A 24,827-nucleotide genomic window follows, 5' to 3' on the forward strand; every position below is an offset into this window, starting at 1 on the left:
GTTGATTGGGAATAAAATAAGTAATTTATAATCTAAAGTAAGATTTATCTAAGTAACTAGATTAACAACAACTATGCACCCCATATTAAAAGTCGATATTTCCGAACTAAGTGTATCTGAACGTATACAGCTTGCCGAGGACTTATGGGACAGCATTCTTACAACACCCGAAGAAGTTCCTCTTAGCGATGAGCAAAAACAAGAATTAGATAGACGCTTGGAGATGCATCGCCAAAACCCAAACCAAGGTTCAAACTGGCAATCCGTCAAGCAAAGACTAGGTTTAACTGAATGAGCTATCAGTTAATAATTAGTCCAGAAGCAGAACTAGATATTCAAGATGCTTTTGAATGGTATGAACAACGTGATTCTGGAGTAGGTTCGGAGTTTGTACGTGCAGTTGATAGCTGTTTAGCATTAATCGGACGTAACCCTTCGGCTTATCCAGTGGTGTATCGACAAGCGCGGCGATTATTAATACGTAGGTTTCCCTATGGTGTTATTTATATTGTAGAAGAAGATATCATCAATATAATTGCTTGTTACCACGTCAAACGTAATCCTAAACAATGGCAGAGCAGGAATATTTGAAGGCTTTTATGATATCGCCTACAATCACCTGAACCATATATAATTCCTGCTCTCAAATGCCATTAATAACAGTGTAATCAAAGCGATCGCACCCCACGAAATCAACTCAAAGAATCTGGATCGATCCCCAACTTCCGCAATTTTTGTGCCAGTCTTTGAGTGCGTTGTTCAGCAGTGATTCCTTGTTTGTCATACCAATACAACCAATCCCGCGTAATTCCCTGATAGGTTCCCCGTTCATAACCAATTGCTAAACCTATCTCTGATAACCAAACGAAATTTCCTGGTTGCAATACATATTCACCATTTACAAACCGATAAACTTCTAAAGGTGGTTTTCTCCGGCGTTGGGGATTGTAAACAACATAATACAAAACCTCTATATCCTCTTAGTCTCTCGATTTTCACAACTCATTTAGGATTGCTATAGTTAGAAAAACCTTTAGCTTAACAGAGTAAAAAAGATAAGATCGGCAAAAATGTTAATTGCTGATTGGGATGTGCAATCAGACAGACACCAGGGGTCTTTCTAGAAAATTGCTGCAACTGTGATTTTGGGAATGTTTTGTGCTGTGACATTCACGGAATCCATGCCATAACCCATAAATATATCGAACCCCCATCGACAATTGAGTACCACTGGGAACCTACATACCACTCTTTTTCATAACTACAGTTTAGATGTAGTTTTTGTAAATATCGGTGGCGTAGGCGCAGCCCGTGATAGACATCGCCTACTATAATGCCCCCTGTTCCGCTTGTGCTATCTAGTTTGTACTAAAGGTAACTTTATCCAATCGAGAATTACTAGTTGACGCTTGGTTGCTGTTAGTACAAGCAGCAATAACGCTGCTATTAATCCAGATAGAAGCATATTGAATAAAACTGCGGCGACTAAGGCGATAAATTGCTGTTGATGAGGGTGATAACGGATTTATAAAACAGTATGATGCTCTCTCCTATCTGCCATTGTAGCTGAATCTAAAAGTACATTCTAGAATCAACTTTTGATTCACTAGAGAATAGGGCTGAATTTCTAAAGCACGTTGAAAAGCTCGGATAGCTTGACCATACTCTCCTAGTGCTGCATAACATAAGCCCATACCATGAAGCGCCCCAAAATGTATTGGATTTATCTGCACAACCATCTGACAATCTGCCAGAGATTTTTGATAATCGCCAATACTGTAATAGAGGAAAGCTCGACGATTCCAAGCTTCGGCAAAATCTGGCTGGTCTTTAATTAATGCCGTCAGCGATGTTTCAGCTTCAGCAATTTCACCTGCATCCAGTAACTTTTGACTGCGGTCAATTATTTCCAGCCCATAGATTCCCTTTTGCTGAAACCAGATCCGCCAGATTTTTCTGGTTGCCTTGTCGCGCACTGTGGCATCCGGGTTTTTCAACTCTTCAAGTAAGGAATTGATAAATAAAGAATCCATGAATTTGAGATCAGTGAATATACCTTTGTATTAACTTTCTCACAAAATATATCGATTAAATCATTTTTAAAGTCATCTTTAAATTAGGCGTGATTAATCGCTAATTATGAAATTCCTGTGTGATTGATTGTGTTCAACAATACGACTAATACCACACTAGATATTTAGAGTCATAAAAATAAAAATTGACTAGAGGTAGCTGACAGATCCCTTTGGCACTATTACTCAAGCTCACATCAATATGCCAGAACTGCAAGATACACTAGACAAAGGTTGTTTGCAGGTAGATGGCAAGATTATGAAACCAGGCGGTAATTTGGTTATCATCAAAGCTGTAGTTGAGTTAGTTTGGTATTTACCAGCAATTGCCAAGCGCTTTGGCATTGCAGAATCACAGTCAATACTTTTCGGATAAACCCAACAATCTCTCTTTTGGGCCGAGGAAAGGTTACTGGGGCTGGGGTAAAGGTAAATTTAAACCCTTTCCTTTTTCCTTTTCCCCCTTAACCGAAAAGTGATGGAATCACAGTTGCTTCGGCCGTACAGAATGTGTCGCCAGAGTGGAAGATATGGGCTTCTAAGAATTAATGCCAAATATGTTGTATTGGTTTTTCACAAATTGTCTCAGTGGCTAACACACTCTTTATTAGAACCTAAGTTTGTCTGCTTATTCGCTGTACTGGAAGGTATAGAGAGTTTTGTAATGTACATTACATTCTGATGTGACGCTGTATGCGGCTGCCATTGATGACCATTTGGATGCACATGGCTATATTATTCCTGGGTTCGGAGATGTAGGCACGGCGGGCTACGCGGGTGCTTATTTGGCACAAAATAAGCTAATTACCTATGAGCAAATGACGATCAAATCCAGTTATTAGCTGAACACTCCATAAATCGTTAGTTAACAAATTTTACTCCGTCAAAATTGGAAATATTCTTAAATAAATACATACTAAATACATCACATTGATCCACTAAGTTCATATAAAATAGTGATTAATTTTATCAGACTATTCCATAATCATCTACTATAATGTTGGATACTTCAACTTTTGGTTTATAGCAATAAATATTACATAGTAGGTACTAATGGTACAACCGACTATTGGACAATTAGAAACAGAAATATCACAGCGGATTATAAGTTTATATAATGATAGGCTAGGTAAGTCTCCTAGCCAAATAATTTGTCATTTTTTTGATACTGAAATCGTAATTTCTTTAGAAAACTCTGTTACCCAAGCTGAACAAACTTTACTAAAAGGTGGTTATGATACTTTAGCTGAACAAGTACGATTATATTTAGAGAAAATAATTAAACCAGATTTAAAAAATTTGATTGAGAAAATTATTGGTCAACCTGTCCTCTACCTGATGACAAACACCAATTTAGCAACAGGACGTACTGGGATTGTTGTAATTCTCAAGGAATTACCTGAAGTTCGTAATCCCGAATCTATTTCTAAGATAAATGTTAGGAATTTAGCTGACTGATGTGGCGACTGATTACCACTTCTAATTGATTAAAATCATAGGGTTTAGTAATGCAATCATCAAATGCTGTGAGCATCGTGGAGCGATCTTCTTGTACCGTTCTTAGAGGTGTGACTGCAATGATTGGAATGGTAGCAGTTTTTGAGTCATGCTTGAGATCGTCAATGACTTGGTTTGCACTCAAGTTAGATAGCTTCATATCTAGCAGGATTAAATCTGGTTGATGAGTTTGTGCCAACATCACAGCCCTCACCCCTTGTTTGGTACAAATACATGAAAAATTTAATATTCCTAGATGAGAATTAAGTAGCTCTAAATCATGTAAACTCTGTTCAACAACCAAAATTAAAGGCTGTCCATTCATAAGCAGTTAGTCCTGTCCAAGAAAAGCTATTCATAAAAACTCCACCCATCAGAAAAACCTGAAAGTCTTTGTTTCTAATAAGTGTTTAATTTAATGTACGAGAGTATCTTCAGGCAACCAACTAAAGCATAAAAATGAATAGGTTAGTCTATAGTTCATTCGGTTATCCATCGGGGCTAAATTTTAGGAAATAATATAGCAAAGCAGTGCTAACATCAAGCAAATATTAGCATAATTGATGTATGTAATTGCCAGGATTGGCTATAAAGATCGGTATTTTATGGTAAGTAGGGGATATTTAAGGTACTTGAAGTTGCAGATTTATTAGCCTTAGCCAGGAGTGCCAAAATTGCGTAGGCATCGCCTTTGGTACATTACCATAAATTAATTAAGTATATTTAACCATCAAGAAACTGACGTGCATAAGCGATCGCCTCTGCTGGTGTTGAAAGTTTCCCCTCGGCTTGTGCTACACCAATTTCAGTCAGCAGTTGACCGATAATTGGCGAAGCTGGAATATCTAATGTTGCGATCAACTCCTTCCCGCTTACTAGGGGAGTGGGATGAGCGATCGCATCGTTAGGGTTGAGGTAGCGGTCGATCAAAGGTGCTAAAACTTGGTAGCTCAAAGATTTAGTTTCCACTGCTGTGTGTAGTGGCTTGTCACCAGATATTGCCTCTATCAAATTATTAATTGCTACAGCTAGCACTGCCGTAGCGGGGAACACAATATCTGCGTTATGAAACAAAAAGTATTGTTCTCGCAACGACATATCAACTACTTGAAATTGCGGTAACAATTTCAGAACAGTAGTTACACCTCGGATTTCGGCACGACTATAAGTTAGTTCCTGTAGCTCTATTTCTGCTAATTCGGGATCTGAGTTGACGAGACAAGCAAGTTTGGCAATAGCTAGCCAAGTGGTTTTAATACTATCGCGGACATATTCTTGCAGTTGTGCCCCTAATTGTTGCCAATTTTCTGTGAGTAAGGCGGCGGCTGTGTCAACTGCTGCTAGTTTGAGCAAGCTTTCAGGGGTGGCATTTTTGAAGAAAGGGGCAAGTAAACCATCTTCCCAAGCCGTTGCGATCCAAGGAGTACCCTGAGAATTTGCCAGTAGATAGCCAATTTCTACCCTAACTCTTTCGGCTGCAACTTTGCTGATATGCGATGCCAAAGAACGAATTGCAGCTTGGGTAGCTGGCTCAATAGTAAAACCTAGTTGAGCAGCTTGGCGATAACCTCGCATTAACCGCAAAGGATCATCTTCAAAGTTCGCGGGTGATACCATACGCAAAATGCCTTGTTGTAAGTCTACATAACCTTGCAGAGGATCGATAATTTCTTGCGTATGGGGATTATAGGCGATCGCATTTACTGTAAAGTCTCGTCTGTGCAAATCAACTTCTAAACTATCTCCTTCTTGTTGGGCAAAGTCAGCCGTGGCGTGGGGAAAAACCACACGCGCAATTTGTCGTTTTGCATCGAGTAACACAAAACCAGCTTTGTAATGATGAGCGATCGCTCTCGCTACCTTTACCGCCTTGGATGGTATAACAAAATCTAGATCCAGATATTCGCGAGTTCTGCCCAGGATCGCATCTCGGACAGCACCACCTACCATGTAAGCGGGTTGTGGCAGGAATTCCAAACTAAAAGGCCAATTTTCGGGAGCGAGGGTAGAAGGAATTGATTCAAGCATTGTAATAAAAATCAACCCAGCAACTCATGAATAACAGTTGGGCTTACGTTAGATTAACAATAAAGGCCCCTGGAGTTGGTTCTATTATGTGTATTTGCGTGAATTGCCACTATGTAGACAGCTGTGTTACCTATCATGCCGTAGAAGGGCAGCACCAACAGCCTCACTTGACTGAAACACCAGATTTTGATCCCAATGAACCTTCTATCAATGTCAATATTCGGACTACAGATGATGTAATTGAAATGGAATGGGATGTTGTTGGTTGTCTGAGCTTCAAGCGGGAAACGGGTAAGTGGTCGAAATTGCGTCCTGGTGAATTAGTGCCGACTTGATAGAAAATGATTGGTGTATCTTACAGCTATTTTCAGGTAAACAGACTACGCGCTAGGGGCGCAAGGTCTTGCGCCCCTAGAACCGATATGGTCAAAATACATGATTTCTGCTGTAATGAGATTTTGTCCATCAGCGATCGCGAATTCATGGTATGGAGAGGAAATGTCAGGAAAGCGATCGCAGAAGATAAAAAAGTCAGCCAAGCAAAAACAGCATGACCAACGCACAGCGATTAGACCATGTAGAAGATGAACTCGAAACTGTTAAGCGATTGCTAGTTTCTACTGCTAGCTACGCAGAATCAGCAAACAGACGGCTTGATGAGTTGACCATAAAACAAGACCGCACCCAATCTCACCTTGATGAGTTGACCATAAAACAAGACCGCACCCAATCTCACCTCGATCAATTAGGGGCACGTGTTGACCAGATAGGGGAAAATGTTGACCAAGTTTCTGATAAGGTTGATAGTTTTATCACTCACACGCAACGCCTATTTACAAAGGCAGGCAGTGAAATAGAGGAAACAAAGGCACGAACTGAGCGATTAGAAGCACTTATGCTAAAGCTTGACCGCAATTTTGAGGAACAAAAATCTCAGTTTCAGGAGTTTCAACTGACTACAGGTGCTGCCTTGGAGCGAATTGACCGAGTTTTGGACTATCTATTGAGACAACAAGGCGGTAATCCAAATCCCCCATCCTAGCCGCGATCGCTTAACAGCATTGGTTCTCACAAACCTTGTAACAAGACTATTTGACTGATTATTACTCAGTAGTTTTTCAATTAAGAACCGCTATGTTATATGCTTAAATAAATCGCGTTAACTCTATAAAAATAGATATTTTAAATAATTTTGACAACGGAACTAAAAGACATTGCAATAAATAAATACGCTTTGGCACTACATACTACCACACCAGAATTAGGTTTGGTAATTAGTAATTTTGATGGTGAAACTCGCTCTCAAATTTGGAATTTAGGGCGTGATTTATCTAGCTTGGTGCATCAATATTTAATTGAATTTATCAAACCACAAACTTGGGCAGATTTGTCCTTTATCGCAGTTGCAAAAGGCCCTGGCGGCTTTACGGGAACTCGGATTGGTGTTGTTACTGCTCGTACTTTGGGGCAACAGTTAGATATTCCTGTATTTGCGATTTCAACTTTGGCTGCGGTAGCTTGGTCAGAAGCAGGCAAAAGTCAAAATCCAAAAACTATTGCTGTGGAAATGCCAGCGCAACGAGGTCAAATTTTTGCTGCTATTTATCAGTTTGAGCCAGATAGTTCTAAACTAAAAGTGTGTTTACCAGATAGAGTATTTACACCAGAAGCATGGCAGGAAACTTTAGCAAATTGGAACACTAATTATCAGCTGATTCAAGCTCAATCTGGTCTAGCAGCGACGGTGACAAGTATTTTGGAACTAGCTAATCTCGATTGGCAAGAGGGTAAGTATCCTAATTGGTCAGAGGCTTTACCATATTATGGGCAACATCCAGTAGAGGGTGCATAATGCTTGTAAATTTTCTTTCTACCTCTTTTTTTTTTACAGGGGTAAGATTTATTTTTTCAAAACACGTAAAATACATAATCTCATAATTTACAGAGCAAATTTATTTAACGCGAATTAATTACTTAATTAAAAAAAAAGCATTTGTTTAAATATATCTAGCTCTGTCTGAATAAAGATTTTAGCCATTTTGAGAACTAAAAAAACATCGTTTAAATATTACCAGCATTAAAAATCTGTTCTGCGGTTAAATTAAATTCTGGAAAAGTGGGTGAGATAATGCACTCGCCATCACGGAACTGGCTGATTTGGTATTCGCCTTCTACCAGTGAGTAGATTGATATTGTTGGCTGTTTGGGATTGCCAATGAATGATTTACCAGCCAGAGCTAAGTAATCTACAATCCAATACTCTTGAATACCAATTTCTTCATACATACCGCGTTTAGTGTAGTAGTCGGTACGCCAATTATTACTAACTACTTCGATCGCTAAAGGAATTGATGCGCCCAGAGTTACTGTAGATTCCTTTTTCCAGAGAGGTTCATTTACCAAATTGGAGCGATTAATTATTAATATATCTGGTGAATAACCGGATTCATTTTCAGGTGGTTTGACTAGTGCTGTCTTTGGTATGAAGTAGGGAAGTTTAAGTCGGTCATATTCGACTGGAAGCTTTGTAGCTAAAAATCCTGTAATCTCTTCATGATCTCCAGTTGGTTGTGACATCTCGACCACTACTCCATCATGCAGTTCGTAACGTTTACCTGTGTTATCTGGGTATCTGGCAACGAATTCATCGAATGTAACTAGTTTTCTCTGTAGGGCTTGAGCCATATATTCCTCCTATGAGTTTTGAAATTTTGTAACTAAGTCCTTGTTGATTTAGATTTTCTTTCAGGGAATTCACCTTTTTCTTTGGCTTACCTGATAGACACTTCAATTAAAAAAGCTAACTATTTGAAACAGGGGCACACCAAATATTAGTATTAAAGCATCTTTCCCATCCAGCGTAAGGGCCTCTCCACCACACTACAGCAATCTTACCATCATGATTTTTAGGGCTGTAAGGACGACCATTAATAATATTAGGTAAGGAGTTTGTAGTGATATCTCTGACTCTTACTCTGAAATTATTTCCAGAGCCACTTAAAGATACCCCTCTAACTGAATTAATATTGACCGAATTTACAAATGCGATCGCGTTACAGTGCATAAATCCAAAATCAAAACAGCCACAGCCAAACAGGGAGAGTAACCAGCAATACTATAGCCCCAGTAGCTAAGGCTGTAACTGCCAGATCGCGATCGAGATTGAATGTCTCAGCAATTACCAGTGTGCCGAAAGCTGGAGGCATAGCCATTTGTAAGACAATTACCTTTGCTGTAGAACCAGTTAATCCAAACAGTGGTAATATGCTGCCCAATATCAAGGGAACTAGCAACATTTTGATTCCCAAGCTGATTCCTGCTTGTGGTAGGCTACCCCAAGATTTAAGCAGCCCTAGTCGCATTCCGATTAACACTAGAGATAAAGCTACACTACACCAAGCAAATTTTTCCAAGTAGAATTCTACTACTGTGGGAATTGTCGCTTCTCGAACCAGCAAGCCAAATCCGAAACTCCATAAGGCAGGATTAATTAAGATGGCCTTAGCAGTCTGCCAATGATTCTGGACACCAACGCCAAAACGCGCTGCTAGCAACACACCCAAGCCGTAAGTTCCTGGGAATGAACCTAACAAATCGTAAAATAGTGCCCAAGCAAAGTATTCCTTGCCTACCATTGCTAAGGTAATGGGAAAACCAAGATAACCAGTATTACCCAACATTGCGGCTAATATCAAGCTAGCCTGAGTTGGTGCTTGGGGGACAGTCTTTCTAAAATAGGCTTGTGCTTTAATCCCTAACCAAGCTAAAAATGCTCCTAGTAAAATAGCTAGGTAAGCGATTGCAGGTGCAATCCAAATTTGCCCTGATAAACTAGATTGACGCAAAAACGATACTATGCTTATGGGTACTCCTACCCAAAAAAGAAACAGTCCCAAGCGTGTAGGAACTGTCACAGGTAGTTTGCGTCCCAGAATAAAACCTATCAGGACTAATCCTCCCAGCTTGACGTATAGTTCTAAAAGGTTTGTCAAGATTGCGCCTAAGAACCACAGATGTAAAATGCTACCTGTTACGTTTACTTTTGTCCAGTGCAAAATCTGTTATGGCTATTCCACAAAAACAGGAGTTTACCCTTGAATAAGGCAGGGTTTTCTGGAAAACCGCAAAACTCATCGAATGACCTTGGTGATGATATTCCAGTGGCTGTACGCGATACCCCTGTTGCAGCACCTAAAATTTGGTTGCAGCCCCGAATTATGCTGATTGGGGGAGTAACGGGATTTGTCCTGCTGACTTTAATTAGCGGTTTGTTGTTTTTCGTCACTGCACCCAAAAAAACCGCTGATTCTCAACCTTTACCAGCTACTTTTCCTCCTACAACTCCAACTCCGCCAGCATCTAATAATTCCAGCGATACTGTATTAGGGCATTTTCCATACCCAGAAGCCCCTGAGTCAGAACTAGTAACCATCTCCGCAAATAGGGGCATTAGAATGCGAAAAGCTGCTGCCCAAAAGTTTGAGGAGATGGTAGCAGCAGCCCGGAGTTCAGGTGTAATTTTAGTACCAATTTCTGGCTTTCGCTCAGTCAAAGACCAAGAGCAGTTGTTTTTTGCTGTCGGTGCCCAGCGAAATCAAACGCCAGCAGAAAGAGCTGCCCTCAGCGCTCCTCCTGGTCATAGCGAACATCACACAGGTTATGCTGTGGATGTTGGAGACGGAGCAGTACCAGCAACTAATCTTCAAACAAACTTTGACAATACCAAGGCTTATCGGTGGCTGCAAGCAAATGCAGCACGTTTTAGCTTTGAAATGTCTTTTCCCAAAGATAATGTTCAAGGTGTGAGTTATGAGCCTTGGCACTGGCGTTTTGTAGGCGATCGCAATAGCTTAGAAATGTTCTATAAAGCCAGAAACTTAAAACCCGCTAAGATATCGCCATAAAAGACAATAATCAATGCCCCATGCCCAATAAGTAGTCGGACAAAAATATTTACAGTCATTGCGAACGCTCCGCTCGCAATGACATTGTGTAATTAATTCTGTCTGACTACTTATACCAATTCTGTATTAAGATGCGCTAAACCATATTTAACTACAAGAAAGAAGAAAGAGAAACGAACCGCATACCCCTCCGGGGAAGCAAGCTACGCGTTAGCGTCTCCCCTTCTCCCAAAGGGAGAGGCTAGCGCCAAGGGAGAAGGACGCATTCGCGCAGCGTCTCGTCAGAGAAGGACACAAAGAAAGAAGTTAAAAGGGTTTGGGTGCAGACTCATAAAGAAATGGTATTACCTAATTTCATCTGCTATTTCCTGGCTTTTCAGATGCTGGTTTCTGATACTTACCTGGATACTTACGCTGAAAATATTCTTCCATAATTTGTAAGATCATCGGCGCAGCAATGCTACCACCACCGCCGCCGGAATGTTCAGCAAATGCCACAATCACAACTTCTGGCTGTTCAGCAGGTGCATAGGCTCCAAACCAAGCGTGATTTTGCTTAACACGGCCTTTCCACGCTTCAGCCGTGCCACTCTTACCAGCCACTGGGGGAACTGTTGGCTGCTTCAAAGCTTTACCCGTACCTTCAGCTACTACTTTCCGTAGTCCCTGACGGAGAACACTTATGGTTGTCGGCTTCATATTTAAAGATGCTCGCCAGTTTTTAGCTTCTTCATTGTCTTTAAGCAAATGCGGCTGGACTCGATAACCACCATTAGCGGGCACAGCAAACATGATGGCGACTTGTAAAGGTGTCGTTTGTAAAGCACCTTGACCAATTGACATATTAATGCTGTCGCCTACAGTCCAAGGTATCTTCCAAGTTTTCTGCTTCCATGCCTCGTCTGGCACTAAACCTTTTGCCTCTTCGTTGCCAAACTCAAAGCCAGTTCTTTTACCAAATCCATACTTGCGAGTCCACTCAATTAAAGTTGGGCCGCCGACTCCGCGACCAATTTGATAGAAGAAGGTATCACTACTCCACTGTAATGCTCCGACAAAACCCAATGGCCCGAACCCAGCGTGATTCCATTCACCAAATCGCGTGCCGCCAAAACTCAGGGAACCGTAGGTTTGCAGAACTGTGCTAGGAGAAAATTTACCTGATTCTAGACCGGCTGTGGTGGTAACAATTTTGAAGGTGCTAGCGGGTGGAAAGGCGCTGAGGGCGCGATTCACCAAGGGATGATCGGCACCTTGGACAAATTCCCAATCTTTTTGGGTGAGCTTCTGTTTCGAGAAAATATTTGGGTCAAAGGTGGGATGAGATACCATTGCTAAAACAGCACCGTTCTTGGGGTCAAGAGCCACGATCGCACCGTCGCGATCGCCTAAAGCTTTTTCTGCTATCTTTTGCATATTTAAATCTATGGTCAAGTGCAAATCGTTACCAGGTTTTGCCTGTTTCTCACCCAAAACCCGGAGCGGGCGACCTGCACCATCCACTTCTACCTGCTGACCGCCCCATTCGCCCCGCAGAGTTTTCTCATAAGCTTTTTCAACTCCCATTTGACCAATTACATCACCTAATCTGTAGCCTTCCTGCTTCTTTTCTTTTAACTGACCGCCGGTGAGTTCTCGCGTATAACCTAATACATGGGCTAATTGCTTGGCGTGGGGGTAGTAACGAACGGCTTCTGTATGAATTTCTACGTCTTTAAGTTCAGTTTGATACTCTTTCAATGCTGTGATTTGCGCTTCATTCAAGTCACGAGCAATTCGGATGAGTGAAGAAGAGTTAGCACCTGCCTCTTCTAGTTTCTTTTCCATCTCTTCTTGGGGAACGTCGAGAATTTGAGATAGACGCGCTCCCACTAATGACCACGCTGGCTTGGTATGTGCCATCGGCCACAAATATACAGAGCGAGGATAGCGAGTACTGGCTAAAAGTTTGCCGTTGCGGTCAAAGATATTGCCTCGTTCTGGTTGTTTGGGAATCATCCGAATTCGATTTGACTCGGCTCTTTTTCGGTGGCTTGCTCCTTCAGTAATTTGCAAATATGCCAAACGAATGCTGATTCCTGTCAGCATCAATAGAGTAAATATAATTAAAAATATCGGTTGGAAACTTTGTCCAACAGTACGTGTATTTTTTTGTCCGCCAAGTGGAGATGGTTTCAGGAAAGTCATAAGGAAAAGAGGATTTCAAAATTAAGATTATCTGTAAATAACTCTGCTAATACCAATTCTGTATGAAGATGCGCTAAACCATATTGAAGTACAAGAAATAAGAAAGAGAAACGAACCGCAAAGGACGCAAAGGACACAAAGAAAGAAAGAAGTTAAAAGGGTTTGGCGCAGCCTCACAAAGAAATGGTATAAATTCTTAGCAGGTATTTAAGGGCAAACTAATTGGCAGTAATTACTTGTTTTCAATTGATACCATAAGCTCATCTATTCTATTGCCTCAACCAAAAGCTTCTTGAATTTTGAACTTTGCACACTATTACCGCAAGGCGGAAATCAAAAATAAAAAGTCAAAAGTATTATGGAATGGGCTTTTTAGGTATTTGAAATAGTTCCTCTATTTCCGCCGTGGCGTACTATTACACAAGAAAGGCGGAAATAAGCTACCAATTTTAAATGTCTAAAACCCTTACGCAATCGGAATTACGAATTACGAACTTGTACTGAGCGTAGCCGAAGTATTACGAATTACGAATTAGACCCTGCGGTACTAATCTCCAGTGCCATGTCCTGAACTTTGAGTTTTAGCTTCTGATGGGTCAGGCTGAGGTTTTTGATACTTACCTGGATATTTGTGCTGAAAATAAGCTTCTAATACTTGTAAAACCATCGGCCCGCAAATAGTACCGCCATGTTCGCCAGTATTTTCCCCAAAGGCCACAACCACAATTTCTGGCTTATTACTAGGCGCATAAGCACCAAACCATGTATGATTTGGGCGACCAACACCAGCTTCAGCTGTACCACTCTTCCCGGAGGCTTGGGCAATTGTCGGCACGTCCAAGCGCTTACCAGTGCCTTCACTCACCACCTTCCGCAGTCCGTCGCGGAGAACTTTGATAGTTGTCGGCTTCATATTTAAGGATTCTCGCCAACTTTTTGCTTCTTCGTTATCTTTAAGCAAATGCGGTTGAACTCGATACCCACCATTAGCAGGGACAGAAAACATAATCGCTGATTGCAGAGGTGTCACTTGCAAAGCGCCTTGACCAATTGACATATTAATGGTATCGCCAACAGTCCAAGGCGTTTTCAAAACTTTCAGCTTCCATGTTTCATCTGGAACCAAGCCTACTGATTCTTCATCACGAAATTCAATACCAGTTCTTTGACCAAACCCGTATTTGCGACTCCATTTAATCAAAGTTGGGCCGCCAACTTTTCTGCCAACTTGATAGAAGAAAGTATCACTACTCATAGCGATCGCTCTGGGAAATCCTAATGGCCCGAATCCGGCGTGGTTCCACTCACCAAATGTCACCCCACCCACGGTAAGAGAACCAAAGGTTTGTAGTATTGAGTCAGGAGAAAATTCACCTGATTCTAGTCCAGCTGTGGTAGTCACAACTTTAAAAGTACTGGCGGGCGGAAAGGCACTCAGAGCGCGATTCACCAAGGGATGATCTTTACCTTGGACACTTTCCCAATCTTTTTGAGAGAGTTTTTGTTTGGAAAAGATATTTGGGTCAAAGGTGGGGTAAGATACCAACGCTAAAACAGCACCATTGTTTGGATCGAGTGCTGCGATCGCACCTCGATGATTTCCTAAAGCTTTTTCGGCTGCCTTTTGCACATCCAAATCTATGGTTAGGTGCAAATCATTACCAGCTTTTGCCTGTTTCTCCCCTATAACCCGGATTGGTCTACCTGCACCATCCACTTCCACTTGCTGACCGCCCCATTCGCCCCGTAGAGCTTTCTCATAAGCCTTTTCCACGCCCATCTGACCGATGACATCTCCCAGTCGATAGCCTAACTCCTTCTTGCCCTTTAACTGGTCGGGGGTCAACTCTCGTGTATAACCTAATACGTGCGCTAATTGCTTGCCGTGGGGATAATAACGTACAGAATCCGTATTTATTTCCACTTCGGGAAGTTCATTTTTATACTCCTTTAATGCCGTAATTTCTGCTTCATTTAAATCGCGAGCAACCCGGATGAGTGAAGAAGAATTAGCCCCTGCTTGTTCTAATTTCTTTTCCATCTCATCTTGGGGAATGTTGAGAATTTGCGCTAGACGCGGGCCGACTACAGACCAGGAAGGCTTAGTATGTGCCATCGGCCACAAATATACAGAGCTAGGATAGCGAGTGCTAGCTAAAAGTTTGCCATTCCGGTCAAAAATATTGCCCCGTTCTGGTTGTTTGGGAATCATCCGAATTCGGTTTGCTTCGGCTCGTTCCCGGAGTTTTGGCCCTTCAACAATTTGCAAGTAAGCCAAACGAGCCTCAATCCCACAGGCCATTAATAGGGTAAATACGATTAAAAATATTGATTGGAAACCACGTCCAACTGTACGTGTATCTTTTTTGCTGCCAAGTGATGGGAATAATGACATAAGTATCAATTCAAAATTCAAAATGAATAAACGCAATTCCAGCCAGACTTTTAGCAATTGCTAAGATGCAATTTTAAGGTTTGTTAACTTAATCGCAGAATCTCTAAGTAAAATGAGTATATAAATTTACCATAATTTTATTCTCGTTACTGGGTATAAAAGAATCGGGCGAGTATATTCTTGAACAATTGTTTTTGGCGGATACAATAAACCAAAGTGTCAAATTATAGTCTGCCCAAAAGACTAGAGCAATTGACAAAATAACGTAAAATCACGGCATTCTACTGAGGATTATGGCTCAAATTGTCATGCAAAATCAGAGGGGGATAACAAGTTTTCAGCCACTTGATGTTGAACTGCGTAACGTCTTCAAGTTTTTTAACCAAGAACCAGCAGTAAATGGAATTGATTTGGATGTCAGACAAGGAGAATTTTTTAGTATTTTAGGCCCCTCCGGTTGTGGTAAAACAACAACACTGCGCTTAATTGCTGGGTTTGAAATTGCTGACGCTGGTAAGGTGTTTATTCAGGGTCAGTCCATGACTAATGTGCCCCCTTACCGCCGACCCGTCAATACTGTATTTCAAAGTTACGCCCTATTTAACCACCTGAATGTCTGGAATAACATCGCTTTTGGACTGCGGTTAAAAAAAATACCCAAATCGAAAATTGAAGCTAGAGTCCAAGAAGTTTTAAAACTGGTGAAAATGGAAAGTTTGCGATCGCGTTTTCCCAATCAACTTTCTGGTGGTCAACAGCAGCGAGTAGCTTTAGCCAGGGCTTTAGTCAACCGCCCCACCGTGGTACTACTGGATGAACCTTTAGGGGCGTTAGATTTAAAACTACGTAAGGAAATGCAGGTTGAGTTATCAAATTTACACAAAGACTTGGGGTTAACCTTTGTGATGGTGACACACGACCAAGAAGAAGCATTGTCTTTGAGCGATCGCATTGCCGTGATGAATCAAGGCAAAATTGAACAAGTTGGCACTCCCAGCCAAATTTACGAACGTCCCTGTACATCTTTTGTTGCTGATTTTATTGGTGATACTAATTTATTCAGTGGTGAAATCGTCACGGTAGACTCCTCTAATATTAAAATTTCCACAAAAATGGGACTCTCAATTGTTATTAGCCGCGCTGAAGATACACCAACTGAATTATCACAAGCTGTAGTAGTGAGTGTGCGTCCAGAAAAAATACAGCTTTCGTTGTATCCACCTAATTTGCCAGTTAACTGCTTTGAAGGACGGCTTGTCAACGTTATGTATTTGGGCACACACGTTAATTATGTTATGGAATTAACAAATGGCATTAGTATTAATGTCTTGCAACCTAATACTTTGGGCACTTTACCAGACCGCGACACACCTATTTACGCCTGGTGGGCAGAAACTGATTGTTTAGCTATTAGTCAATAGTCAAAATAATTCGTACAGGGGCTTGAAACCCGAATGAATAAATTATTAATTTTATCCGTAATTACGAATTATTTGGTCAATGCTGAATTGGAATTGTAATTACAAACTCCGTTCCTACTGCTGGTGTTGAATGACATTCCAGTTTGCCACCATGTGTTTCTGTAATGATTTGATAACTGATGAACATTCCCATACCTGTTCCCTTACCTACAGGCTTGTTGGTGAAAAACGGATTAAAAACTTGTTTTTGAATCTGTTCTGACATACCTATGCCATTATCAGCGATCGCAATTTTTACCCAACCAGCATCTATCACTGAGGTACGAATGGCGATCGTGGGAGTTAACAACCCCGATGTTAAATTGTCTATTCTTAATTGTGCATTTTCAATTGTGCATTCTTCTAAAGCATCAATGGCATTCACTAATATATTCATAAACACCTGATTGAGTTCTCCGCCATAGCATTCCACTAAAGGTAATGTGCCGTAGTCTTTGATGACTTGAATGGCTGGAAGCTTTGTTGTTTCTTGGAAGCGATGTTGCAATAGCATTAGGGTACTGTCGATGCTTTCGTGAATATCTACTTCTTTAAACTCGGCTTCATCTATGCGTGAGAAGGTTCGTAACGACAGCACAATCTGACGGATGCGCTGAGTGCCAACTTTCATCGAACTCAATATTCTTGGTACATCTTTCTGGATGTACTCTAGGTCAATTTCCTCACACAAAGCCTGAAATTCCAACTTATTACCAGCCTCTTGCTGCTGATGGTGAATTATTCGTAACAGGTCTTGAGTATATTCCTCAAGATGGCTGAGATTACCGTGAATAAAATTAACGGGGTTGTTGATTTCGTGGGCAACTCCAGCCACAAGTTGACCCAAACTGGACATTTTTTCTGCTTGAATCATTTGTGCTTGAGTTTGTCTGAGTTCTTGAAGAGTTTGTGCTAAATGTTCTGTTTGTTGTCGCAATTGGTCTTCCATCTGTTTGCGCTCACTAATATCCCTGGCGACATAAACAACGGTGTTTTCGGTCATACTGGCAATATTCGCCTCAAACCAAACTTCTCGGTCGCCTATAGGCAAGCTATATTCTACCTTCACAGTTTTTTTAGTTAAGAGTGCTTGTTGAATAGAATTGAGAAAATAGTCGGCACAAGCAGAGGGTAAAACCTCATGTATTTTTCTGCCCAGCAGTTCCGCAGGAGGTTGGTAGAGTAAGGGCGCACTACTAGGAGCGATTTTTAGGTATCTTCCTTCGACATCTAAGACAAGAATCACATCCTGCATAGCGTTGAACAAGGCGAGTAATTCTGATTGCGAGGCTTTGATTAATTCTTCAGCTTGTTTGCGACTGCTGATATCGCTAATAGCGCCATGAAGACCAATAATTTCACCATCTGAGTCGAAAATTGGCGAAGCCACTGACCTCATCCAGCACCAATCTCCATCCTTTTTTAGGTGGCGAAATTCTATTGCGATTCGCTGTCCCTTGGTTTCCACCATTTCTTGAATTTTTTTCTGAGCTAGAGGGAAATCATCAGGATGAAGCAAGGGGGCAAAGGTTTGACCAAGTAGGTCTGAAGGTTCCCATCCTAAAACATTTTTATACTGTGGTGATACATAAGTAAAAAGACCTTCCACTGACATAGAAAAAATCAGATCGCTGATATTTTCCACGAGTTGGCGATACTTAGCCTCACTCTCAGCCAAAGCAGTGGCCGCCGCTTGATGATCCTGTCCGCGAATTTTCTTTGTTGATTCTATAAAGGTAGAATTATCTACCAATTTCGACTGTAATTCTATCAGTTGTAAATCCTGTGGGACTTCATCAGGAACTAATTCCCAAATTTGATGTTGTTCGGCTAACAGCGTAGTTGAATAAAGGTCTTGCATAGTTTCTAGCTGTTGCAGCAATTGGGCATTTTGCTGACGTAAAAGCGATATCTCTTCATTGATTTTTTCAGTACACATATTCAACTCCGATTTACTCCGAACCTATTGCAACTGGGGTGACAGAATCTTCTTAGCTAAAGTTGGTCTACTCAGTACTGTTTATCGAACAGAATTCAGGAGTCAGGAGTCAGAATTCAGCAATGTTTTCTGTACGACACTTCTCTACGAGACGCTCCGCGAACGACAGGCTCAGTGCATCGCTGGCGGCGCAGCGTTAGCGAGTCTTCTCCCTTGGCGCTAGCCTCTCCCTTTGGGAGAAAGGGAGACGCCAAGGGCAACCGAGCGTCACGAGCGTCTTGATTCTGACTCCTGAATTCTGACTCCTGAATTCTGACTTCTGAATTCTTCTTCAATGCCGCACTGGAATTACGATCGCAAACTCTGTACCTTTTCCTGGGGAGGAGTTGCAGTGTATTGAACCCCCGTGTTTTTCCACAACAATTTGACGGGCGATCGCTAATCCTAAACCCGTTCCTTTTCCCACAGATTTCGTCGTAAACAAATGGTCAAATATCTTTTGCTTGACTGCTTCATTCATGCCATTAGCATTATCAGCAATCGTTATTTTCACTTGATTATCTTGCAATGAGGTTTGAATTGTAATCTTGTTAGGTTTTTCTTGGATTTCTGCAAAATTCCGCCCAGTATTCGACTCATCCAAGGCATCAATGGCATTAGCTAGGATATTCATAAACACCTGGTTTAATTGTCCTGGAAAACATTCAACTTGAGGCAAATTGCCATAATCGGTTATTACTTCAATTGCTGGACGTTGCTCATTGGCTTTGAGGCGATGTTTGAGAATTAAAATTGTACTTTCAATCCCTTCATGAATTTTAAATGGCACTTTATAATCTTTATCAGCGCGGGAAAAAGTTCTTAAACTAGTGCTGATATTTTTCAGGCGATCGCACGCCATCACCATTGAATCTATTGCCTTGGGTAAATCTTCTAAACTATAATCTAGGTCAATTTCTTCTGCATGGTCAATAATTTCAGCACCCGGATTAGGTAAAGTTTCTTGATAAAGTTTCAAGTGTTGCACAACATCAGCAATCGTGGGTTTAGCTTGTTTGAGGCTTGCAGCAATAAAGCCCAAAGGATTATTCATTTCATGGGCTACGCCAGCAACTAAATTACCTAGTGCTGACATTTTCTCACTTTGAACAATTTGTAATTGGGCTTGTTGTAAATCTTCTAAGGCTGTTCCGAGTGCTTGAGATTTTTCTGTAACCGCTGATTCAGCTTGTTTGCGATCGCTAATATTAATAGTTGTTCCAACTATGCGATAAACTTTGCCCGTCCGATCTTTTAATGGACTGAGTGTGGTTAACCACCAAGTTTTTTGATGATTAAATGTTAGACATTCTTCATAGGTGATGGGTATTCCGGTTTGGAAACAACGCAGATAATTTTGAGATACTGCTGCACCTTCATCACTATGTAATTCTTGGGGAGTTTTACCTAGTACTTCCGAAGCAGGTATACCAACTGCTAATTCGCACGATTTACTCCATCCTGTGTACTCAAACCTACCATCATCACGGATATCAGTCACAAATATCAGACAGCCAACACCTTCGTAAATACTACTGAGAAACTTTTCTCGCTCCTGGAGATGATTATATAACTGGGCATTTTCTAAAGAAATTGCGGCTTGAGTGCAGAGGAAATTTACAAGAGAAAGGCGATCGCTAGTAAATACCCCTTGAGTCAGTTGATTTTCTAGGTAAAGAATCCCTATTAAACGCCCTTGATTAATAATCGGGGTACATAATACACTCTGGGGTTGTGTTCGATGCATATATTCCCCAATCAACCCAGTAGTATCTGTTTTGCAATTGTCTATAACAACTGTTTCTTGAGTATTTTTGACGTAATTGATAATTTTTACGGGAATCTCTTGACAAGTATTTAGTGATTGTGGTTCAAGAATGGTTTGTATTTGATCATGATCGATCGAGGTAATTGCCCTAACTTGCCAAGTATCATCTTGGGGAAGAATTAGTACAGCTTTTTTGGCGCCAGAGTTTTCTAGGATAATGTGGGTCAAGCTGGCAATGAGTTGATCTAATTCCAGAGAACTGGAGATAGCTTGAGCGGCTTTGAGGACAGAGGTAAAATCTAGTGTCTGGGAAATACTAGTGCTGCCAGTGGTAGAAGTGCGAGTAGATGAGGAAGTGCCACGAAAGCTAATAGTTTCTAAAGTATTAAAGTTGATTCGTTGCTGTTGCAGAATTGATTGGAGTAGTTGGGGATAGCGTTTTTCTAGGTCTTCTATTTTGGCTTTTGCGCCCCAACGAGCGTAACAGTAGTATGCTTCTTGCATATATGCTTGGGCAACTCTTTCTTTATCCCAATCGAAATAAAATTTGGCTACCAATTCATTGCTAAGTGCTTCTTCTTGGATGTAGCCGTTAGCTTTAGCTAGAGTTATGGCGCGATCGTAATTTTCAAGTGCTTCTGCTTTATTACCCAACACTCTTTGTTTTTCAGCCTCAACTAAATGCCATTTATGCAGATGATTTGTGGGAGCATTTTGCGCACAACGGTACAGAGTGGTTTGATGGATTTCTACCTGGGCGAGAATTACGGAAAGTTCAATTTCTGGCTGGGTGGAAAATTGGGCTAGGTACGTCAGGGCTGCGTAGAAATGGGAAATCGGAACAAAAATCAATCCTGATACCGCAAGTAAATATTTTTCCCCTTCCTCAATGTAAGCGATCGCAGCTTTGTAATCACCAAAAGAATAAGCAAGCAACAGTTTGTAGATATACAACTCAGCCATCACCGTGAGTTCATTAGCCTGACGATGTTTGGGAATCATCACCGTTTCATCGTAGATACTGCCGCTCAAACAATCGGGCTGAATTTGGATTTCCCTGAAGTTCTGTGCCGCCTGCCGCATAATACTTACATAAGTCTGGGCAGAATGTTGCTTCGCCTGAGTTAAGGCAGCGTTGTAACTTGCGATATCTAATTCCAAATTGCTAAGTTCAGAGCCACTCCAAAAGACCGCATAGCTGTAACAACATACGTTATAGCCAGCGTGTAAAAAATCGCCAGTTTCCATACCAGAGGTAAAACCAGCTTTCAGCAACGGTATCGTTGCCAAGAGAGCTTCTTGGTGATGTTGAATAAAGCCACCAAACAACATGGAAATTATGGATTTGAATTCCCGTACATTGAACCGATCTAGCAAATTCAATGCCAATTGCCCAAAATCGTAGCCCCCTTCAACCTCTCCCAAAAAGGCACACAGCACCATTCCGTGCAGCGCATACCCCACAGTGGAGGCGGGCGTATTCCCAAACTGAAGCGATAGGCTGACCATTGTGCAGCTAATCAGGGGCAATAAACCCGGCATTCCTTGAAAAACGGGTGCAAACAACATTCCTAACAGTTGCATGGCTGCCTGTGCTTCGGGATCGGTCATCACTGGTAAGTCAGCTAGTTCCTCAATTCGTTTGCCTGCGAGTTGATTAGCAAGGACTTGTAAAGCTTTACCAATCTCAGCATTGTTTGGCTCGATGGGTAGCTCAACCCCCAATTGTTTTAAAGCATCTCTGCCAACTGCGATCGCTTCTAATAGTCTGCTCTGGGCTGTCTGGGCAGCAATTTGAATTTCGTAAATTTTAACTTTGTCTAAAATCGTCTGGGCTGATTGCAACACCTGTACTGCTATCTGTTCCATGCCATCAAAGTCAGCATTTAAATAGGCGGCTTCGGCGGCGGCAACATAGAGACTCAGGGTTAATTCATATTGATCTTGCCAGCAATTCACTGTGAGCAACTCAATTCCAGTTTGTAAATAGGCTCTGGCAGCAGCATAAGCAGTAGAATTTTTAGCTTTACCTGCTGCTGCTAAGTTAAGTCGGGCCAAGGCTTCTTGCTGGTGCGGTTGGGCAATCAACTCTTGCCCTAAATTCAAATGTCCAACAATATCAAACAGTTTTTCTTCTTGTTCTATTTGAGAGGAATTTTCTAGAAGTAATTGACCAATTTTGAGATGAGTTGCTTGTTTTTGGTTATCAGGAATTAGAGAATAGGCAGCTTGTTGTACTCTGTCATGTAAAAATCTATATTTGGCTAATTGTTTATTGGTATTCCCAGTTGACAGCGCCAATCGATCGTCATTTTCTCCCTGATAAAATTTATAAACATCACTAATTGGTAAAATCAACCCTTCTTGTAAAGCTTTCCATACACTAGCAGCTGTTTCAATTTCTGATGACTCCCAAACAATCGCCAAGGTTGCTAAATCAAATTGATTGCCAATGCAAGCGGCTAACTGCAATACATTTTGAGTTGATTGAGGCAGTCTTCGTAATTGAAATACCATGAACTTAACAACATCATCTGTCACCGCTTGCTGATTTATTTGGGTAATATCACATTGCCACCCCCCCGTAGCCCCCCCTTGGTAAGGGCTACTGTGTACACACAAATCGGAGTTACTTTGAGATCCGGGTTTTACCCCCCTTAATCCCCCCTTGTCAAGGGGGGAAACAAGAAAATCTAGTTCCCTCCCCTTGACAAGGGGAAGGTTAGGGTGGGGTAATTCGAACACCGTAGCTTGGCAAGGGGGGGTTGGATAGTTAAATTCAATTAATCCATCTTGGTGTAATGCCTTGAGAAACTGTATGGCAAAAAACGGATTACCCTGAGTTTTCTGAAATACTAATTGAGAAACAGGTAATGCCGAATCTTTTGTACATTTAAGTGTGTCAGCCACTAATTGATTCACTTGCGATTGACTTAGAGGCGCTAAAGTAATCGTATTAATTGTGGCTGCTGTTTTTTGGATATCATTCAAAGTCAACATTAATGGATGTGCTGAATTGACTTCGTTATCACGATAAGCACCAATTAAGAAAAGATGTTTTGTATCAGCCATTAATAACTGTATTAACATCAACGATGCTGAATCTGCCCATTGCAAATCATCTAAAAACATCACTAATGGATGTTTTTCACTGGTAAAGACTTGGGTAAATTTCTGAAATAATAAATTAAACCGATTTTGGGCGGCAGTTCCTGATAATTCTGTAGCAGGTGGTTGTTGACCAATAATTCTTTCTAATTCGGGGATGACTTCAATAATCACCTGTCCATTATCACCTACAGCCGCTAAAATATTGGTTTTAAATTGCTGGATTTGAGCATCGCTTTCGGTTAATAATTGCCCCATTAAATCGCGGAAGGCTTGCACAAAAGCACTAAAGGGAATATTTCGTTGAAATTGGTCATATTTCCCTTTGATAAAATAACCGCGTTTTTTGACGATTGGTTTATGAACTTCGTTAACTACAACGGTTTTACCAATACCCGAAAAACCAGCCACCAGCATCATTTCTGTCGCACCTGTACTAACGCGCTCAAATGCTTGCAGGAGAGTTTCTACTTCGGTTTCTCGTCCATAAAGTTTATCAGGGATAATAAAGCGATCGCACAGATCCCTCTGTGCAATTTGAAAACCCTTAATTATACCATCAACTTGTAGCTGATATAAACAATTTTCTAAATCAAACTTCAATCCCAAAGCACTCTGATATCTGTCTTCAGCATTTTTTGCCATCAATTTACTGACAATCTCTGAGATTACAGCCGGGATTTGTGGGTTAATTTCATGTATTAAAGGCGCTGGTTTGGCAATATGAGAATGTACCAACTCCATTGGATCGTTTGATTGAAATGGCAAAACTCCAGTGAGTAATTCGTAGAATGTCACACCCAAAGAATAGAAATCTGTGCGGTAGTCAATCCCCCGATTCATCCTTCCTGTTTGTTCTGGGGAAATATAAGTAAGTGTGCCTTCTAAGACATTGGGATTGATTAGTGTCTGCGTTTCTCGTGGTAGTAGAGATGCAATACTAAAGTCAATTAATTTGACTTGTTTAGTTGCGGGATTAATTAAAATATTGGCAGGTTTGATATCTTTATGAATAATCCGCTCTCGGTAGAGTATATCTAAGGTGTTGCAGAGTGCGATCGCTATTTCTAAAAATTCTTCTAAAGACGCGATATATTGCATCCCTGGTGAGGTGAAATAATCTTTGAGAGAAATCCCCCCAAAGTCTTCCATCACCAGCGCATAGCCATTTTGGTAGGATTCTAGGCTATAAGTTTGGACGATTAACGGTGAGTTAAGATTTTTAGCTATGGTGTACTGATTGCGAAACGACAAGAGTTCGCTAAAACCCGGATATGGATTTTTCAGCAGTTTAATCACTACCGGTAATGAGTCAGTCTCTCGAACCCCTCGATAAACCAGAGTTCTGGAACCATTGTAGAGTTCTTCACTAATGCGATATCCGGGAATATTTATAAAGATACTCACCATGTTACGTTACTAAATCTGTG

The 24,827-nt window shown here is 41.2% G+C and carries 19 protein-coding genes and 2 pseudogenes; 11 read left to right on the plus strand and 10 right to left on the minus strand.

Annotated elements, in window-relative coordinates; all coding sequences use genetic code 11:
* Window positions 1-73: 73 nt before the first annotated feature.
* Together V7K61_RS16240 and V7K61_RS16245 are read left to right on the plus strand one after the other, a co-directional pair.
* Entirely contained in the window at window positions 74-295 is a 222-nt protein-coding gene (locus V7K61_RS16240) for an addiction module protein (protein WP_335054617.1), read from the plus strand.
* Window positions 292-591, plus strand: a complete 300-nt coding sequence (locus tag V7K61_RS16245) for a type II toxin-antitoxin system RelE/ParE family toxin (RefSeq protein ID WP_335054619.1) — start codon at window positions 292-294, stop codon at window positions 589-591. The genes V7K61_RS16240 and V7K61_RS16245 overlap by 4 nt, the downstream gene beginning before the upstream one ends.
* Window positions 592-692: 101 nt before the next feature.
* On the opposite strand, the pseudogene V7K61_RS16250 reads toward V7K61_RS16245, so the two are convergent.
* Together V7K61_RS16250 and V7K61_RS16255 are read right to left on the minus strand one after the other, a co-directional pair.
* Window positions 693-977: pseudogene (locus tag V7K61_RS16250) on the minus strand (hypothetical protein); the annotation flags it as partial.
* A gap of 573 nt (window positions 978-1,550) precedes the next feature.
* The gene (locus V7K61_RS16255) at window positions 1,551-2,033 is read right to left on the minus strand and encodes a tetratricopeptide repeat protein (RefSeq protein WP_094351738.1); all 483 of its coding nucleotides are present in this window, start codon (window positions 2,031-2,033) and stop codon (window positions 1,551-1,553) included.
* Between the two features lie 208 nt (window positions 2,034-2,241).
* On the opposite strand from V7K61_RS16255, the pseudogene V7K61_RS16260 reads away from it, so the two are divergent.
* From V7K61_RS16260 to V7K61_RS16270, 3 genes and pseudogenes are all read left to right on the plus strand, one after another.
* Window positions 2,242-2,430 (plus strand): annotated as a pseudogene (locus V7K61_RS16260) (GTP cyclohydrolase II); the annotation flags it as partial.
* Window positions 2,431-2,755: 325 nt separating this feature from the next.
* The gene (locus tag V7K61_RS16265; protein ID WP_317616139.1) at window positions 2,756-2,914 is read left to right on the plus strand and encodes a hypothetical protein; all 159 of its coding nucleotides are present in this window, start codon (window positions 2,756-2,758) and stop codon (window positions 2,912-2,914) included.
* A gap of 211 nt (window positions 2,915-3,125) precedes the next feature.
* The gene (locus V7K61_RS16270) at window positions 3,126-3,530 is read left to right on the plus strand and encodes a DUF2294 domain-containing protein (protein WP_335054621.1); all 405 of its coding nucleotides are present in this window, start codon (window positions 3,126-3,128) and stop codon (window positions 3,528-3,530) included.
* Here V7K61_RS16270 and V7K61_RS16275 read toward each other — a convergent pair.
* The gene (locus V7K61_RS16275; protein WP_335054623.1) at window positions 3,511-3,894 is read right to left on the minus strand and encodes a response regulator; all 384 of its coding nucleotides are present in this window, start codon (window positions 3,892-3,894) and stop codon (window positions 3,511-3,513) included. The genes V7K61_RS16270 and V7K61_RS16275 overlap by 20 nt on opposite strands.
* A 398-nt stretch (window positions 3,895-4,292) precedes the next feature.
* On the minus strand, window positions 4,293-5,597 hold the full coding sequence (locus V7K61_RS16280) for a CCA tRNA nucleotidyltransferase (protein ID WP_335054625.1): 1,305 nt from the start codon (window positions 5,595-5,597) through the stop codon (window positions 4,293-4,295).
* Window positions 5,598-5,683: 86 nt separating this feature from the next.
* Here V7K61_RS16280 and V7K61_RS16285 point away from each other — a divergent pair, with 86 nt between their 5' ends.
* The 4 genes from V7K61_RS16285 to tsaB all read left to right on the plus strand — a co-directional run bounded on the left by V7K61_RS16285 (window position 5,684) and on the right by tsaB (window position 7,449).
* Complete coding sequence (locus V7K61_RS16285; RefSeq protein WP_094351825.1) at window positions 5,684-5,932, plus strand: Ycf34 family protein; 249 nt, start codon at window positions 5,684-5,686, stop codon at window positions 5,930-5,932.
* Window positions 5,933-6,019: 87 nt separating this feature from the next.
* Window positions 6,020-6,151, plus strand: coding sequence for a hypothetical protein (locus V7K61_RS16290; RefSeq protein WP_335054627.1), 132 nt, complete (start codon window positions 6,020-6,022; stop codon window positions 6,149-6,151).
* Window positions 6,148-6,639: a 6-aminohexanoate hydrolase gene (locus V7K61_RS16295; RefSeq protein WP_335054629.1), complete on the plus strand. Its 492-nt coding sequence runs from the start codon at window positions 6,148-6,150 to the stop codon at window positions 6,637-6,639. The genes V7K61_RS16290 and V7K61_RS16295 overlap by 4 nt, the downstream gene beginning before the upstream one ends.
* A gap of 150 nt (window positions 6,640-6,789) precedes the next feature.
* Complete coding sequence (tsaB, locus tag V7K61_RS16300; RefSeq protein WP_335054631.1) at window positions 6,790-7,449, plus strand: tRNA (adenosine(37)-N6)-threonylcarbamoyltransferase complex dimerization subunit type 1 TsaB; 660 nt, start codon at window positions 6,790-6,792, stop codon at window positions 7,447-7,449.
* A 209-nt stretch (window positions 7,450-7,658) separates the two neighbouring features.
* Here tsaB and V7K61_RS16305 read toward each other — a convergent pair whose 3' ends face one another.
* Together V7K61_RS16305 and V7K61_RS16310 are read right to left on the minus strand one after the other, a co-directional pair.
* The gene (locus tag V7K61_RS16305; protein WP_335054633.1) at window positions 7,659-8,282 is read right to left on the minus strand and encodes a Uma2 family endonuclease; all 624 of its coding nucleotides are present in this window, start codon (window positions 8,280-8,282) and stop codon (window positions 7,659-7,661) included.
* A gap of 389 nt (window positions 8,283-8,671) precedes the next feature.
* Complete coding sequence (locus V7K61_RS16310) at window positions 8,672-9,589, minus strand: AEC family transporter (protein ID WP_335054659.1); 918 nt, start codon at window positions 9,587-9,589, stop codon at window positions 8,672-8,674.
* A 102-nt stretch (window positions 9,590-9,691) separates the two neighbouring features.
* Between V7K61_RS16310 and V7K61_RS16315 the strand changes: the two genes are divergently transcribed.
* Window positions 9,692-10,501, plus strand: coding sequence for a M15 family metallopeptidase (locus V7K61_RS16315; protein WP_335054635.1), 810 nt, complete (start codon window positions 9,692-9,694; stop codon window positions 10,499-10,501).
* Window positions 10,502-10,855: 354 nt separating this feature from the next.
* Here V7K61_RS16315 and mrdA (V7K61_RS16320) read toward each other — a convergent pair whose 3' ends face one another.
* Together mrdA (V7K61_RS16320) and mrdA (V7K61_RS16325) are read right to left on the minus strand one after the other, a co-directional pair.
* A complete protein-coding gene (gene mrdA / locus V7K61_RS16320) occupies window positions 10,856-12,688 on the minus strand; it encodes a penicillin-binding protein 2 (RefSeq protein ID WP_335054637.1) in 1,833 nt (610 codons plus the stop codon).
* Window positions 12,689-13,235: 547 nt separating this feature from the next.
* Window positions 13,236-15,083: a penicillin-binding protein 2 gene (mrdA, locus tag V7K61_RS16325; RefSeq protein WP_335054639.1), complete on the minus strand. Its 1,848-nt coding sequence runs from the start codon at window positions 15,081-15,083 to the stop codon at window positions 13,236-13,238.
* Between the two features lie 293 nt (window positions 15,084-15,376).
* On the opposite strand from mrdA (V7K61_RS16325), the gene V7K61_RS16330 reads away from it, so the two are divergent.
* Window positions 15,377-16,504, plus strand: coding sequence for an ABC transporter ATP-binding protein (locus V7K61_RS16330; RefSeq protein WP_335054641.1), 1,128 nt, complete (start codon window positions 15,377-15,379; stop codon window positions 16,502-16,504).
* A gap of 76 nt (window positions 16,505-16,580) precedes the next feature.
* Here the strand turns inward: V7K61_RS16330 and V7K61_RS16335 are convergent, their stop codons facing one another.
* A complete protein-coding gene (locus tag V7K61_RS16335) occupies window positions 16,581-18,482 on the minus strand; it encodes a PAS domain-containing sensor histidine kinase (protein WP_335054643.1) in 1,902 nt (633 codons plus the stop codon).
* A gap of 331 nt (window positions 18,483-18,813) precedes the next feature.
* Window positions 18,814-24,807 carry an AAA family ATPase gene (locus V7K61_RS16340; protein WP_335054645.1) on the minus strand — a complete coding sequence of 1,998 codons (5,994 nt, stop codon included), beginning with the start codon at window positions 24,805-24,807 and terminating at the stop codon, window positions 18,814-18,816.
* Window positions 24,808-24,827: the final 20 nt, after the last annotated feature.

Origin of the sequence: Nostoc sp. (genome assembly GCF_036918015.1) — a bacterium.
Taxonomy (GTDB): Bacteria; Cyanobacteriota; Cyanobacteriia; order Cyanobacteriales; family Nostocaceae; genus Nostoc.

What these genes read in the sequence shown, in the direction of transcription:
- V7K61_RS16240 (WP_335054617.1), top strand. Translation starts at nt 74, where the DNA reads ATGCACCCCATATTAAAAGTCGATATTTCCGAACTAAGTGTATCTGAA.
- V7K61_RS16245 (WP_335054619.1), top strand. Translation starts at nt 292, where the DNA reads ATGAGCTATCAGTTAATAATTAGTCCAGAAGCAGAACTAGATATTCAA.
- V7K61_RS16255 (WP_094351738.1), bottom strand. Translation starts at nt 2,033, where the DNA reads ATGGATTCTTTATTTATCAATTCCTTACTTGAAGAGTTGAAAAACCCG.
- V7K61_RS16270 (WP_335054621.1), top strand. Translation starts at nt 3,126, where the DNA reads ATGGTACAACCGACTATTGGACAATTAGAAACAGAAATATCACAGCGG.
- V7K61_RS16275 (WP_335054623.1), bottom strand. Translation starts at nt 3,894, where the DNA reads ATGAATGGACAGCCTTTAATTTTGGTTGTTGAACAGAGTTTACATGAT.
- V7K61_RS16280 (WP_335054625.1), bottom strand. Translation starts at nt 5,597, where the DNA reads ATGCTTGAATCAATTCCTTCTACCCTCGCTCCCGAAAATTGGCCTTTT.
- V7K61_RS16285 (WP_094351825.1), top strand. Translation starts at nt 5,684, where the DNA reads ATGTGTATTTGCGTGAATTGCCACTATGTAGACAGCTGTGTTACCTAT.
- V7K61_RS16290 (WP_335054627.1), top strand. Translation starts at nt 6,020, where the DNA reads ATGGTCAAAATACATGATTTCTGCTGTAATGAGATTTTGTCCATCAGC.
- V7K61_RS16295 (WP_335054629.1), top strand. Translation starts at nt 6,148, where the DNA reads ATGACCAACGCACAGCGATTAGACCATGTAGAAGATGAACTCGAAACT.
- V7K61_RS16305 (WP_335054633.1), bottom strand. Translation starts at nt 8,282, where the DNA reads ATGGCTCAAGCCCTACAGAGAAAACTAGTTACATTCGATGAATTCGTT.
- mrdA (WP_335054637.1), bottom strand. Translation starts at nt 12,688, where the DNA reads ATGACTTTCCTGAAACCATCTCCACTTGGCGGACAAAAAAATACACGT.
- mrdA (WP_335054639.1), bottom strand. Translation starts at nt 15,083, where the DNA reads ATGTCATTATTCCCATCACTTGGCAGCAAAAAAGATACACGTACAGTT.
- V7K61_RS16330 (WP_335054641.1), top strand. Translation starts at nt 15,377, where the DNA reads ATGGCTCAAATTGTCATGCAAAATCAGAGGGGGATAACAAGTTTTCAG.
- V7K61_RS16335 (WP_335054643.1), bottom strand. Translation starts at nt 18,482, where the DNA reads ATGTGTACTGAAAAAATCAATGAAGAGATATCGCTTTTACGTCAGCAA.
- V7K61_RS16340 (WP_335054645.1), bottom strand. Translation starts at nt 24,807, where the DNA reads ATGGTGAGTATCTTTATAAATATTCCCGGATATCGCATTAGTGAAGAA.